The organism is Metabacillus dongyingensis (assembly GCF_019933155.2).
GTDB lineage: Bacteria > Bacillota > Bacilli > Bacillales > Bacillaceae > Bacillus_P > Bacillus_P dongyingensis.
In genome coordinates, this window is sequence record NZ_CP082944.1 from 1,621,341 (window position 1) to 1,635,824 (window position 14,484).

Genomic DNA, 14,484 nt, shown 5'->3' on the forward strand with positions numbered 1-14,484 from the left:
AAGAGCTCAGCTTGCGCTGAGCTTTTTTTATTCATTTTTTTCAATAAATAGATAATCAGTCTGGGAAATGACGTCCAGTTTCTTCCCATTTTCTCGTACGTTGTCAAAGCCCAGGATACCACCACATAACCCACAAGAAACGTCTTAACGTAGCTTTTTAATAGTACTTCGTCGTTAAGTAGTCGTGGCCATAGTATTAAAATGTAAAAAACACCCCGAAGGATGTTTATCATGTTTCTTAATGATCTTCTTGTCTTGTAATGATTTCATTTCGTTCTCCACCATCAGCAAGTTCTTCTGAGAATTCATAATCATTTTCATGTTTAGATGAAACTAATTTTGAGGACCGAATTTCTTTTGAAGACAAGTTGTTGTTAGGAGCAGCTTCTTTATTCATTTTTCCCATTCGATTTCATCCTTCCTCTTTTTTTTAGTATGTGACTAATAATAAAAGGACATTCAATTTAATAAAATTAGCATCACCAAAGTTTTTATTGCTTAACGGGGTACTGATGCATAGCCATCAAGATAAAAATAAAAAACACACCAAAACGCAAAAAGGGCTACTTTTTCTGTAAAATCAATAGAAAAAAAGAATTTTTTCGTTAAGGGGATACAAATATATCTTAGCTTGAAGGGCATGTGTCAAACTGATTAATTGTAGTGAAGGATGTGCCCTCACTACAATTAAAGACTTTAATGCCTGTTAAAACCAAATTTGTTATATAAAGCATCAAATTGAATTTTCAAACTTTGCAATATGTCATCTTCGATTGTTATCCATGCATCAGGTAAGCTTATGTCACCTGAAACTTCTTTTGATCTTCCCCAATATCTTTCCGGATTTGTGGCCAATGTGACTCTATCAACGTCCATTATTTGGATTTTAATTATAAAATCCCCTTTAACCTCAGCAAGACTCAACAGTTCAAATATCTCTCTCACGTGCTCCACAATTTTGTTTTCAAGACCTTGAGATGGAATTTGACTTCTACTTAGGATGCCTTTATCCACAACTTCAACTACACCGTTTCTGTATATCTGGGTATAAGAATGTTTATTGCTAGTAATTAAGCCTTCAGAGTTAGTTCCAGGAGTCCATTCACTTGCATAGATAGGCTTAAATTTAACTTGATTTTGTGATAAATTGATTTTTTGCAGGTCATATTGTGTTTCATAGTTCTTATTTGCAAATCCATCTAAAGGCAATATGAACATCGTGAAAGTGTGGGACATATCATCAAATTTAATATGTGTATTACCCTCTCTGATCTCAGCCATTCTTTTTTCATAGTACTCATTTATACGGCCAATAATTTCATCTTTCTTAGCTGCTCCAAACTCTTCATTCATCTGAGAAAGTATTTCAAGGACATTTGCTAGAAAATCTTTTGAATCCTCTTTTAGTTCTACGTTCTCAAGCTGGCTCTTTAATGCAATGATTCTTTGTTCCATTCCAATTCCTCCCCAATAATAGTGTCACATAGTAACAGAATAATTTTACTATGTATTTCAAAAACTTGTAATATGTGACAATATTATTTATTTCCATTTTTGGAAGGAATAACACTTATTTAAGCAATTTAAATTTAAAATCTTTTTGTAATTCATGAATAGAATACAAGCCATCAATCCCAAAATCTACAGCATATTTAAAAGCCATGTCTGCTTTAAATCCGAACCTAACGTATTCAGTGGCTGCATCGATAGTGTATGGAGAATGCTTTTGAAAATCTATCCCGTCCCCATCTGATCGATTTTCTTCCAGCCCCAAAGTCTGATGACAAGCAAATGAGCAGCGCTGCAATCAAAGTGCAAGGAAGAATAACCCGTTTTTTTATTATTGATACAACGACCTCCATAAATAAAATACTGCATACGCTTCCCATCCCTGCCAGCCTTCAGAGAGTTCTACTAGTTCATCCATAGAAGGCTTCCTCTCTAAACCCAGCTGAGCTTTTATAGCATGATGCAGACCGACGTCTGCAGCAGGAAAAGCAGCTGTCTCCATTAAACATTTCATCATGACATAATCTGCTGTCCATGCACCTACACCGCGAATGCTTAGCAGAAGAGACCGTGCTTCATCTGTTTCTAATCGAAGCAGCTTTTCTTTAGAAAGATCGCCGTTCGAAATCTCCCTCGCAATGCCAAGAATATATTCTGCTTTTCTCTTTGTGAATTGAAGGTTTTGAAGATCTGATATCTCAAGTGAAGCAATCACTTCAGCTTTTGGAAAAAGCCACAGCTGTCTTCCTTCAAAATAATGGCACTCACTGAACTGTTCGATTAATCTTCTTTTTAGCGTATAGGCAAAATTAAGATTAATTTGCTGGCCAATGATTGCCCAGGTCAAGGCTTCAAACAAATCGGGAATGCCAATGATCCGCAGTCCGTAATGCTTAGTGACGACGTTTCTTAATAGTTCATCCTTTTCAGCAAGCTCGTAAAAAGGCTGCATGTCCCTGTCTAAATCAAATAGAGTCCAGATGTATTTGGCTGCTTGTACACGGGTGAACTTGTCAGGTGTAAGATCAGGGAATTCAATGACTAGTCTATCTTGCTTCAATGACACCTTCATCATGACCCTATTACCATCGATTTCGATCCATTTGAGCAGGAACCCCTCTTCGACATGGTGAAGAACTTCAGCAGAGGATCTTCCGAGAAACGCAAGACATTCACTGAAGGCAAAATCATTTGGAGGGATTAATTCTATGTAACTCTTATGATCAATCCATTTACTTTGCAGAAAATCAGGAAAACATTTTTTGCATGAGCGGAACTGCTGGTTTTCAGCATCGGCTGCCGATTGGAAAAAAATAACATTCTCAGGAAGCGGTTTTTTTGCATAACAGGAGGGTAAACAATAGATTTTAGTGGTTTTTACGCCGGTGTAGAATACGCCATCAAACGTTTTGTCAGCAGATAGCATCGCTTTAAGCATTGTGCTGCGGGGTAACACTGTCATGATTTCATCCCCTCTCTTTATTAAAAATGATACCACTATTTTACATATTTTTGTATGATGACGTAGATTTCATCACTTACTTTTCTTATATCATGTCCCTCTAACATGTGAAAGGATATGAAAACGTGAGTCATGTACATACAGTAGAGAAAGCAATCAAAGGTAATGAAGAAGCATTTAAAGAGCTGATTATAAATCGGTTTTTTTATATGTCCGGAATACTTCAGAACGTGTAGTGACGAAAATTTTAATCCGCACGGCTTAGAAAAAGAAAAAATCGTTTTAATCGAGAGTGCAATAGACCGGTTTTTCAAATAATTCAATCCTGAATCCTCTCATTCAAAAATGAATCACCAAAACCCTCCTATATCGACATGTGTGATTCAAAAATGAATCTTCTGCACCTGACACTCACATTACCTCAGCATTTCCACAGTTGGCACACTTCTTGCATCTATAAAACTAAGAATCTAAAAGGGGGATATATAGATGCAGGCAACGGTTACTCAGGAAATTGAACAAATGAAGAAAATGGTGAAGAGCTTTGTAGATAATGAGGTTGAACCATACGCACAGCAGATTGAAGATGAAGACAAGATTCCGGATCATTTAGTAGAGCAGGCGAAGGACCTTGGTCTTTTCGGCATCAGCATTCCAGAAGAGTACGGCGGGATCGGGCTGAATGCGGTTGGAAAAGCAGTGGTGCTTGAACAGCTCGGACATACGCATAATGGTTTTGTCAGCTTAATCAGTGCACATACAGGAATCGGAAGCACAGGTTTAGTGAAGCTTGCTTCCGAACAGCTGAAGCAAAAATATTTGCCTGATATGGCAGCCGGCAAGAAAATCGCCGCGTTTGCTTTGTCAGAGCCCGGTGCTGGTTCCGATGCTACGAACCTTGCAACTCGTGCAGAAAAACGGGGAAATCAGTGGATATTGAACGGGACAAAGCATTTCATTACGAATGCGCCGGTTGCTGATGTTTTTACAGTCTTCGCGCTAACAGATAAAGAAAAAGGAGCAAAAGGGGGAATTACCGCATTTTTGATTGAAAAAGATTTTCCGGGATTCATGCTCGGAAAAAAAGATAAGAAAATGGGGCTGCGCGGATCTCATACCGCACAATTGATTTTTGAAGATTGCGTGGTGCCTGAGGAAAATGTAATCGGGGAAGTCGGCATGGGATATATGTCAGCGCTGAAAATATTAAGCGAAGGACGTGTGGGGCTTGCAGCAAGAGCAGTTGGATCGTGCGATAAGTTGATAGCGCTTTCAGCTTCATACGCAAAAGAACGGGTTCAATTCGGAAAACCGATTGCTGATAATCAGGCGATTCAATGGATGCTTGCCGATATGGCGACGGAAACGGAAGCTGCCAGAACACTGACATACATGGCTGCTTCTATGATTGATGAAGGAAAAAAGGTCATTAAGGAAGCATCGATGGCAAAGCTGTTTGCTTCAGATGTTTTCAACCGGGTAGCGGACAAAGCGGTACAGATTCACGGGGGAATGGGCTATGTTTCGGATTATCCAGTAGAGCGTTTTTACCGTGATGCCCGGATTACGAAAATTTATGAGGGAACAAACGAAATTCAGCGTCTGATCATCGCAAGACGTGTACTGGAAGAAAATTGAGCAAGAGCGGATAGGGGGAGTTAGATGCGCTGGACTGTGCTTGTTTTACTGTTCTTTGGGATGTTCATTAACTTTGCGGATAAATCGATTACGGGTCTTGCAGCTGTACCGATTATGAAGGAATTTAATCTTTCCTATGCCGATTGGGGTCTTGTCGGAAGCAGTTATTATTGGCTGTACCCGGTAACAGGGATTTTCGGAGCAGCATGGGCCGACCGGATCGGAGCAAAAAAAGTGCTCGGCTTTCTGATGCTGACATGGGCAGTCTTGCAGATAGGTGTGCTTGCCATTGCAGGTCTGCCATTGCTGCTGCTTTACCGTTTTTTACTGGGTGCTTTTGAAGGTCCGTTCAGCCCGATTGCATATAACCATGCAAATACTTGGTTTCCTCCGAAGCTTCGCGGTCTTGCTAATTCTGTCGTTGTTTCAGGAGCTACGTTAGGTGCGATGGTTGCGGCGCCCATTCTTGTGGCGCTTATCCATATTTTCGGATGGCGCATTGCCTTCGCCTTTTTAGGAGTGGCAAGTATTGTCTGGTTTGCCGCGTTTCAATTCACGCGTGACGTTCCGAGAGCTGAAGAACTGGAAGAAGACGAAAAACCGAAGAAGAAGCAGCTTGAAAAGCTTGATATAAAAGCTTTTTTAATCCTGCTGTCTAGGCCATCAGCCTTGTTCACGACGCTTGCATATTTTTCAACCTACCTGCTTGTTGTCTGGTTTGCCGTATGGCTGCCTGTTTACTTAGTAAAAATCGTCAACATGTCAAACATTGAGATGGGCTATGCGGTATCAGGCATTGGCGTTGTTTCAGTCGGAGTTTATATCGGCGTTTCCGTTTTATCTGACAGAATGTTTAAACGGAATAAGGACTGGCAGATTTCCAGGGTGTATGTAGTTGGACTGGCCATGATCATCGGTGCGCTGCTGCTCGCTTCAACGGCTTTTTTTACAAATGCCGTCTGGGTCATTATTGCCATGTGCCTTGCAAAAGGTCTTACATATGGAATTTTAACGATAGGACCAACCATCATCATCCATCTGCTTCCGGAGCGGGGCGGGCTGATGACGAGTATTTTAACTTCATCAGGCAACCTGGCAGGCATTGTTGGACCTTTAATTACAGGTTATATCGTAGGATCATCCGGTAATAACAGTGCGGCCGGCTTTGATTTGTCCATCATTTTCATGGCAGGTCTGATTACGTTATTTGGGATTTTGTTCACTGTTTTTGTAAGACCTAATTCGAAAGTGGACCTTGCATCAGATAATCATGCCGCAATCGGAAAGTAAGGAGGGGTAATGTGGAACGTACGATTCAGCGTCCCTGGCATTCTTTTTATCAGCACGGGGAGGTTCATATTCCGGAACAGTCTGTTTATACGATGCTTAAGAAAACGGCTGAACGCTATGGCGGGCAAACCGCGATTATTTTCGAAGAGGAAGACCTGTCATATCTTGAGCTTAAGAGCAAAGTCGATTTGCTGGCAGGCAAATGGAACGAAATGGGGTTCAAAAAGGGTGAGCGCATTGGATTAATGCTTGCCAATCACCCCGATTACGTCATTTCATATTATGCTGCTCATGCACTGGGGCTGATTGTGGTGCAGATTAATCCGATGTACACAGCAAGAGAGCTGCTTCAAATCATAACAGATGCTGAAGTGACTTCGATCGTGGCAGATGCCTCGGGCAGGAAAACAATTAATGAAGTCAGCGGCCTGTATTCCTTCAGATATATGATGGCTTCTCAGCTGTCAGAATCAGACGGCCGTTATCTGAAGCTTGAAGAGTTAATAGCCTTTGGAATTCCTTTAAAAAGTCCTGCTGAAATCAATGCGAAGGAAGATGTGGCAGTCATTCAGTACACAGGAGGAACTACAGGGAAAATGAAGGGCGCGATGCTGACACATTTTAATCTGACAGCCAACGTCTATCAGAGCTGCCTAATGTACGGGGAATCAATGGTTCAGGGAAAAGAAACGGTGCTGATCGCAACACCGCTCTATCATGTGTACGCCATGACAAGCGGCATGAATTTGGGGATCTTCATTGGAGGCAGACTGCTTTTATTCAGAAAGTTCGAGATTGATGATGTGCTTGCGAAAATCAAAAAGCATAGGCCTACTTTTTTTCCGGGCGTACCGAAGATGTACATCGCTTTTGTCAATCATCCTGAGATTGAAGAGGCAAAGCTGAGTTGTCTAAAGTTATGTTCGTCAGGATCTGCTCCGCTTCCGGTTGAAATCATTCAGCGTTTCGAACGCTTGACGGGAACGCGGATTGGGGAAGGATTCGGATTGTCAGAAGCTTCGCCTTCCACACACCGCAATCCGCCGTTTGGCAAAAGAAAAATCGGCAGCATCGGTATTCCGGTTCCAGAAACAGACTGCATGATTGTGGATAAGGACAACCGGGAGCTAGGGGCAAAAAGTGTCGGGGAGCTTTTGATCAAGGGTCCGCAAATTATGAAGGGCTACTGGAACAATGCAGCTGAAACACACGCAGCGCTGCAAAATGGCTGGCTGTACACCGGGGATCTGGCGACGATGGATGATGAAGGTTACTTTTATATTGTCGGCCGCAAAAAAGAAATGATCATTTTGGGCGGTTTTAATATTTATCCGCAGGAAATCGAAGGTGTCCTCTATGAGCACCCGGATGTGAAGGAAGCGGCTGTTGTAGGATTGCCTGATGAAGAGCACGGAGAAAGAGTGAAAGCGTATGTTGTGCCAAAGGATGGGAAGACAATTGATAAAGAAGAGCTGAGAGGCTATTGCTATACAAAACTGACACCCTATAAAGTTCCAAAGCAGTTTGATGTGCGAGACAGTCTGCCGCGGAATACGGTTGGAAAACTGTTAAAACGGCTGCTGATAAAAGAAGAATCAGAGAGAGGGGACAACCTGAATGGGAATTGAATCAATTGAAAAAGCAGCTGTGATTGGAGCAGGGACAATGGGATCGCAAATCGCGATGGTCTGCTCACTTGCAGGATATCCGGTTACATTGCAGGATGTAAGCGGGGAAAACCTTGAAAAAGCAAAGCAGTTTTTAGGTGTACAAATGGAGAAGCGAGTGAAAAAGGGAAGGTTTACCGCAGAGGAAGTTGAAACTGCGTTCAGCCGGATTTCGTTTACCGCGTCTCTTGATGAATTAAGGGAAGCAGATCTTGTTATTGAAGCGATCGTTGAAAAACTGGATGTAAAAAGAGCGCTATTTAAGAAGCTGGATGAGATCACACCGCCGCATGCCATTTTGGCCACAAACAGCTCAACAATCGTCAGCTCAAAAATAGCGGATGTAACTGGCCGTCCCGATAAGGTCTGCAACATTCACTTCTTCAACCCTGCATTAGTAATGGAGCTTGTGGAAGTTGTGAAAGGACCGCACACCTCTGATGAAACTGCTCAAACGTCAATGGACTTTGTGAAAAAGATTAATAAGCTGCCAGTTTTATTGAATAAAGAAATCTCAGGATTTATTGCCAACCGCATTTTAGGAAAACTGATGGATGAAGCGGTGTACCTTTTTGAAAACGGCTATGCAGCCTTTGAAGAAATCGACCTCGTTTGTACAAAAGCGCTGAATCATCCGATTGGCCCGTTCGCCTTAATGGATCTGACCGGCATTGATGTCAACTATTTTGTCAGAATGCAGCGCTATGAGGAAAGCGGAAATGAGCGTGATAAGCCTGCCAAGATCGTTCAGGAAAAGGTGGAAAAAGGGGAGCTGGGCAGAAAAACCGGCAAAGGTTTTTACACATATGACAACAAAAAGGCAGCAGTGAAATAGGGGGGATTCTGTGCAAAAAGTCAGTGTAATTGGTGCAGGAACGATGGGCCGGGGGATTGCCTTTGCATGTGCGGCTGCAGGGTTTTCAGTTGTTGTTCAGGATATTCATGAACAATCGCTGAATACTTGCCGCGCCTATGTGTCAAAGCAATTCGAAAAAATAGGCAAGACAGATGCAGAGGCCAACATGATCTACACTACTGAACTAAAGCAGGCAGCAGAAGACGCAGATCTCATTATTGAAGCAGTGCTTGAAGTGATGGAACTGAAAATCAGCGTGTTTAAAGAGCTTGACCGCTATGCTAAACCTTCAGCGATTATGGCAACCAATACATCAACTTTGAGCCCGACTGAAATCGGTGCCCAAACAAGCCGCCCCAAGCAGTGCATTGCGCTTCACTTTTTCAATCCTGTGCCAAAAATGAAGCTGATCGAAGTCATTTGCGGCCTGGAAACGTCCGAAGACACAATCGATGCGTGCTTTCAATTTGGAGAAGCACTTGGAAAAGAATGCGTAAAGATTAATGAGTTTCCCGGTTTTGCTGTCAGCCGCATGAATTGTCTGATCGGAAATGAGGCGATGACAATGGTGATGGAGGGAGTCGGTTCTGTTCAGGATATCGATAAGGCGATGAAGCTGGGCTTAAATCATCCAATGGGACCGCTTGAACTTGCTGACTTAGTCGGGCTCGATACGAGGCTCAGGAATATGGAATATCTTTATAAAACGCTTGGCGAAAAATTCCGTCCGTGTCCGATCCTTGTGAAATATGTAAAGGCAGGCTGGCTAGGGAAAAAAAGCGGCCGGGGATTTTATAAATACAGCCAGGGGGCAAGCTCATGAACTTTCAATTTGATGAGGACATTCAATTTTTAAAACGGAGCGTCCGTGATTTTGTTCAAACAGAAGTTGAAGCTGTTGCGATGGAAATTGAGGAATCAAATGCGATACCTGAACGGATCATTTCGATGTCAAAGGAACTGGGGCTTTTCGGATTAAGCATTCCGGAGCAATACGGAGGTCTAGGCATCGGAATGGTTGGAAAATGTGCTTTGTATGAAGAAATCGGTGCAACTCATAACGGATATACGACGTTAATCGGTGCTCATACAGGCATTGGAACAGTCGGAATTGTCGAGATGGGAAATGAACAGCAAAAGCAGAAGTACCTGCCTGCCATGGCGAGCGGCGAGAAAATCGGCGCCTTTGCCTTAACAGAGCCGAGTGCCGGCTCTAATGCGACAAATCTTAAAACGTCTGCTGTGAAAAAGGGAGATAAATATATTCTTAACGGCACGAAGCATTACATCACAAATGCGACTGAGGCAGATGTATTTACTGTGATGGCCGTAACGGACTCTTCAAAAGGTGCAAAGGGCATCACGTCTTTTATCATAGAAAAAGATTTTCCGGGATTCCAAGTAGGAGCTGTTGAAAAGAAAATGGGGCTCCGCGGTTCACATTCAGCTGAGATCATTTTAGAAGATTGTGAGGTTCCCGCTGAAAATATACTTGGTGAAGAGGGCCATGGGTATGTGAATGCTCTTAAAATCCTCGCAAATGGACGTGCAGGTCTTGCGGCCCGAAATCTGGGATCGTGTCAAAAGCTGCTTGACCTATCGATGACGTATTCCCAGGAAAGAGTGCAATTTGATGTTCCTATTTTTGAACATCAGGCAGTTTCCCATATGATTGCAGAGATGGCGATGGAAATTGAAGCCCTGCGGTCGTTTACCTACCGGGTCGCCTGGATGGTGGACGAAGGCATGAAGGTGATTAAAGAAGCGGCGATGCTGAAGCTGTTCGGATCTGAAGTGTATAACCGTGTGGCAGATAAAGCCGTTCAGGTACATGGCGGAATCGGCTATATTGCTGATTACCCCATCGAGCGATTTTTCCGGGATGCACGGATTACGAGAATCTATGAAGGCACTTCCGAAATTCAGAAAAACATCATTGCAGGTCAATTGAAAAAGCAATATCAATAAAGGAAGGAGCAGCGAAACCATGGAAACCATTGTAATTGCAAGTGCCGTGCGAACACCAATTGGCCGGTACGGAGGAGCGCTAAAAGATGTTGGGGCCAGTTTTTTGGCTTCCTATGCGATAAAGGAGGCACTTAGTAGAGCAGGAGTTTCTGCAGAACAGGTCGATGAAGTCATTTTAGGGGAAGTCAGACAAACCACCCTTGCCTCTAATGTTGCGAGAGTTGCAGCTCTTCGGGCTGGTATTCCGGAAACAGCTCCTGCATTTTCAATTAACCGGCTTTGCGCTTCAGGTATGCAGGCCATAGCCTCAGCCGTACAGCAAATTCAGTCAGGGCAGGCTGAAATCGTTGTTGCCGGCGGCACGGAGAATATGAGCCAGGCGCCGATTTATCTTCGAGGCTCCCGTTTTGGCGGAGATGCTGCTCATTTGGTTGATTCAAATAAAGAGAACGGGCAGCAGCCAAAGGAAACGTTTGGGGAGCATCTCGGAATGGGCATTACAGCTGAAAATGTTGCCGAGAAATATCAAATTTCCAGAGAAGATCAGGATGCCTTTGCCCTTGAAAGTCAAAAGAGAGCGGAGAAGGCAAATCGAAATCTGCTCTTTCAGGATGAAATAGTGCCGATTGATGTTCCTCATAAGAAAGGGTCTGCTTTATTTAATACAGATGAACATCCGCGCCCTGAAACAACCTATGAAAAGTTATCACAATTAAAGCCTGCATTCAGAAAATCTGGGACAGTGACCGCTGGAAATGCATGCGGACGCAATGACGGGGCAGCCGCTTTAGTCCTGATGGCAGAAAGCAAAGCAAAGGAGCTCAATATAAAGCCGATTGCGAGAGTAGCAGATTGGGCGGCGGCAGGTGTTTCCCCTGAAATTATGGGCATTGGTCCGGTACCGGCTGTGCGGAAGCTTTTAGAAAGAACCAATAAAAGCATCGGCGATATTGATGTGTTTGAACTGAATGAAGCATTTGCTTCTCAAGCCCTTGCTGTAATCAGAGAGTTAGAGCTTGATAGAAAAAAAGTCAACGTAAATGGCGGGGCAATTGCACTCGGCCATCCACTCGGCGCGACAGGTGCAAGAATTGTGACGACGCTGGTTCATGAGATGAAACGGAGAGATCACAGGCTTGGTGTGGCGACGCTCTGTGTTGGAGGAGGCCAGGGAATGGCCATGATGATTGAACTCATATAAGAGCCGAAAGGAGCGGGGCAGATGCTGGACATTATGCATTCTTCTTTTTTTGACCATTTGTCCCTTCGGAGGGAGCAGAATCAAGGAGAAGAAATTATCATTTCCGCTGTGATTGAAAAGGAGCATCTAGCAGATTCCGAAACGATTGGGAGCGGGATTTTTTACACGATGCTTGATATTGCTATGGGAACAGCTGCATCTAAAGCGGGAGGTGTTCCTTCTGCAACAATTGCCTTAACAACAACCATTTTTGATTCATCCGTCAAGTCGTCGTTATTATGCAGGGCTAAAGTGACTCACTGTTTTGAGGGCATGGCATCTGCTGAAGGCTGGGTCTTCGACGAATACAAGACCCTGATTGCGAAAAGCCAGGCAGATTTTAAACTGCTGAAAAAAAGGAGCTGAAGAAAGATGAACACTTTTGCAAATATTGAGATCAGAAAATCAGATGGACTTGCTTATCTTGTCATCAATAGACCTGAGCTTCGAAATGCCTTAAATAAAGAAACGTTAAATGAAATGATGGAAGCATTAGAAATCCTTGCAGCAGATGATGAGACCGGATGTGTGGTGTTTACCGGAAGCGGCGAAAAATCATTTGCTGCAGGGGCTGATATCCGCCAGCTGAAGTCAAGAACAGCACTTGATGTCTTTAACCGCGGAGGCATGCAGCAGGTTTATGATTACATAGAAGCCTACGATAAACCAACAATCGCCATGGTGAATGGGTATGCACTTGGCGGAGGCTGCGAGCTTGCGATGGCATGTGATATCCGGATTGCTTCAGAAAATGCCAAGTTCGGACTGCCTGAGCTGAATTTATCCATCATACCAAGTGCCGGCGGAACACAGCGGCTTGCAAGACTTGTTGGAAAAGGTGCAGCAATGGATATGATTCTAAGAGGGAAAATCATTGATGCGAAGGAAGCGTACCGAATAGGGTTAGTGTCAGAGATTGCAAGCATCGAAGAGCTGCAGGAAAAAACTGAGGTAACAGCGGGACAAATTCTTTCAAAAGGCCCTCTTGCGGTAAAACTTGCGAAGCTTGCTGTGCATGCAGGATTTGATGCCGATCAAAAAACAGGACTTGTGATTGAAAAGCTAGCGCAGGCTGTTCTTTTTTCAACTGATGATAAAAATGAGGGAACGTCTGCCTTCTTAGAAAAAAGAAAACCTCAATTCACAGCCAAATAAGAAAGGATGAACACACTTGGCCATTCTCGTTCAGGATATTCGGGAAAGCTTTGAAAGCAGCCCTTTTTTCAACCATATGGGAATTGAAATCATTCATTTTGAAGAGCATTCCGTAAAGATTAAGCTCACAATCAAAGAACATGTCCTGAATGCAAATGGAACACTGCACGGCGGTGTTCATGCGACAATGCTCGATTTTATCCAGGGCATGCTGCTCAGATCCATTACGAAAACTAGATGTGCAACACTAAACCTGAACACGCAATACTTGGCAGCCATCTCAGAAGGTGACATTTTCGCAGAAGCAAACGTTTTGCAGCTTGGCTATAAGCTTGCTTTTTTGGAGGGTGAAATAAAAGATTCATTTGGAAAAATAGTGGCCAAGGGAACAGGAACGTTTAAAGTTATCAGAGGATCAGAAAGTATTTAGATGGACGAAGATTATGCATGTGAAATTCGGCAGGGAGTCTAAATAACTGTTTTCCTGCAGGCGGAATAAAACCTGCCGAATGGAAAGTATGCAGATCGGGATATTTGTCCGGGTATGTGCCGGATGGAACGGAATCTGGGATGGAAGGTCGTTCAAACCCTTTATATATAAAGGGTTTTTTGTGCTTGCTGTTAAAATTATTGTCTTTTAAAATTCCTGAAAAATTCATTCTTTTACTCTATCTATTGACTTGAAAGATAGGTTTTCCTGCACATTAATTCTACTAAAATGTGTATTTATTAGGGCTTTTTATCCATGGTAAATGAAGTAAATGTATTCGGGATTGTGTATTTTTATGTAAATGTTATTGTAAAGTAATGATATTTAATTTATAATTTTAAGAAAATTGGAAATATAAACAGGGGGAATTTGGGTGAAGATATATGTCTCAGTTGACATGGAAGGAATCACTGGACTCGCTGATGAGACACATGTGAATTCATCTAAGCACAATTACGAACGGGGCCGTCAAATCATGACGGATGAAGCCAATTATGTCATCCAATCTGCCTTTGACCATGGTGCAAAAGAGGTCATTGTCAATGACAGTCATTCAAAAATGAACAATTTGCTGATCGAAAGACTGCATCCGGAAACACAGCTGATTACGGGAGATGTAAAACCATACAGCATGGTGCAGGGACTTGATGACAGTTTTTACGGTGCGATGTTTGTCGGGTATCATGCACGCGCTTCAAAAAAAGGCGTGATGTCACATACGATGATTTTTGGGGTCAGGGAGATCTACATAAATGATACGGCTGTTGGAGAATTAGGTTTTAATGCTTATGTTGCCGGCTATCACGGCATACCGGTTTTGATGGTTGCGGGAGATGATCAGGCAGTAATGGAAGCGGAAGCGCTCATACCGAATATCACGACAGCTGTCGTAAAGGAAACCATTTCAAGGTCTGTCGTCAAATCACTGACACCTGTCAAAGCAGGAGAGCTGCTCATAGAAAAGACTGCCCTCGCCATTAAAAACAGAGAAAACGTAATGCCGCTCACTCCTCCAGACCGTCCGCTTATGGCCATTGAGTTTGCCAACTATGGACAAGCTGAATGGGCAGCGCTTATGCCGGGAACAGAGCACTTAGAAAACACCACGATTGTCCGCTACCAGGCACGCGACATTCTTGAGGCTTACCGGGCAATGCTCGTAATGACGGAGCTTGCGATGAGAACGACATTCTGTTAGGAAGTGAGAAT

At 43.2% G+C, this 14,484-nt stretch carries 14 protein-coding genes; 11 read left to right on the top strand and 3 right to left on the bottom strand.

The window, feature by feature from the left end:
* Positions 1–238 precede the first annotated feature (238 nt).
* The 3 genes from K8L98_RS08050 to K8L98_RS08060 all read right to left on the bottom strand — a co-directional run bounded on the left by K8L98_RS08050 (position 239) and on the right by K8L98_RS08060 (position 2,971).
* Complete coding sequence (locus tag K8L98_RS08050) at positions 239–406, bottom strand: hypothetical protein (RefSeq protein ID WP_223441021.1); 168 nt, start codon at positions 404–406, stop codon at positions 239–241.
* 290 nt (positions 407–696) lie between these two features.
* Positions 697–1,455, bottom strand: coding sequence for a hypothetical protein (locus K8L98_RS08055; RefSeq protein WP_223441025.1), 759 nt, complete (start codon positions 1,453–1,455; stop codon positions 697–699).
* Positions 1,456–1,840: 385 nt separating this feature from the next.
* The gene (locus tag K8L98_RS08060; RefSeq protein ID WP_223441028.1) at positions 1,841–2,971 is read right to left on the bottom strand and encodes an Ada metal-binding domain-containing protein; all 1,131 of its coding nucleotides are present in this window, start codon (positions 2,969–2,971) and stop codon (positions 1,841–1,843) included.
* A 489-nt stretch (positions 2,972–3,460) separates the two neighbouring features.
* On the opposite strand from K8L98_RS08060, the gene K8L98_RS08065 reads away from it, so the two are divergent.
* From K8L98_RS08065 to K8L98_RS08115, 11 genes are all read left to right on the top strand, one after another.
* On the top strand, positions 3,461–4,609 hold the full coding sequence (locus tag K8L98_RS08065; protein WP_223441031.1) for an acyl-CoA dehydrogenase family protein: 1,149 nt from the start codon (positions 3,461–3,463) through the stop codon (positions 4,607–4,609).
* A gap of 24 nt (positions 4,610–4,633) precedes the next feature.
* Positions 4,634–5,899, top strand: a complete 1,266-nt coding sequence (locus K8L98_RS08070; protein WP_223441035.1) for an MFS transporter — start codon at positions 4,634–4,636, stop codon at positions 5,897–5,899.
* 11 nt (positions 5,900–5,910) lie between these two features.
* Positions 5,911–7,527 (top strand): long-chain-fatty-acid--CoA ligase, encoded by a 1,617-nt coding sequence (locus tag K8L98_RS08075; protein ID WP_223441036.1) that lies wholly within the window; start codon positions 5,911–5,913, stop codon positions 7,525–7,527.
* Complete coding sequence (locus K8L98_RS08080) at positions 7,517–8,401, top strand: 3-hydroxyacyl-CoA dehydrogenase family protein (protein ID WP_223441038.1); 885 nt, start codon at positions 7,517–7,519, stop codon at positions 8,399–8,401. Before K8L98_RS08075 ends, K8L98_RS08080 begins: the two co-directional genes overlap by 11 nt.
* A gap of 10 nt (positions 8,402–8,411) precedes the next feature.
* A complete protein-coding gene (locus tag K8L98_RS08085) occupies positions 8,412–9,245 on the top strand; it encodes a 3-hydroxyacyl-CoA dehydrogenase family protein (RefSeq protein WP_223441040.1) in 834 nt (277 codons plus the stop codon).
* Positions 9,242–10,390, top strand: coding sequence for an acyl-CoA dehydrogenase family protein (locus K8L98_RS08090; RefSeq protein WP_223441042.1), 1,149 nt, complete (start codon positions 9,242–9,244; stop codon positions 10,388–10,390). Before K8L98_RS08085 ends, K8L98_RS08090 begins: the two co-directional genes overlap by 4 nt.
* Positions 10,391–10,409: 19 nt before the next feature.
* Positions 10,410–11,591: a thiolase family protein gene (locus tag K8L98_RS08095; RefSeq protein WP_223441044.1), complete on the top strand. Its 1,182-nt coding sequence runs from the start codon at positions 10,410–10,412 to the stop codon at positions 11,589–11,591.
* A 21-nt stretch (positions 11,592–11,612) separates the two neighbouring features.
* On the top strand, positions 11,613–11,996 hold the full coding sequence (locus tag K8L98_RS08100; RefSeq protein WP_223441047.1) for a PaaI family thioesterase: 384 nt from the start codon (positions 11,613–11,615) through the stop codon (positions 11,994–11,996).
* A gap of 6 nt (positions 11,997–12,002) precedes the next feature.
* Positions 12,003–12,785: an enoyl-CoA hydratase/isomerase family protein gene (locus K8L98_RS08105; protein WP_223441051.1), complete on the top strand. Its 783-nt coding sequence runs from the start codon at positions 12,003–12,005 to the stop codon at positions 12,783–12,785.
* A gap of 16 nt (positions 12,786–12,801) precedes the next feature.
* Positions 12,802–13,215 carry a PaaI family thioesterase gene (locus K8L98_RS08110; protein ID WP_223441055.1) on the top strand — a complete coding sequence of 138 codons (414 nt, stop codon included), beginning with the start codon at positions 12,802–12,804 and terminating at the stop codon, positions 13,213–13,215.
* A 433-nt stretch (positions 13,216–13,648) separates the two neighbouring features.
* Positions 13,649–14,473 (top strand): M55 family metallopeptidase, encoded by an 825-nt coding sequence (locus K8L98_RS08115; RefSeq protein ID WP_223441058.1) that lies wholly within the window; start codon positions 13,649–13,651, stop codon positions 14,471–14,473.
* Positions 14,474–14,484: the final 11 nt, after the last annotated feature.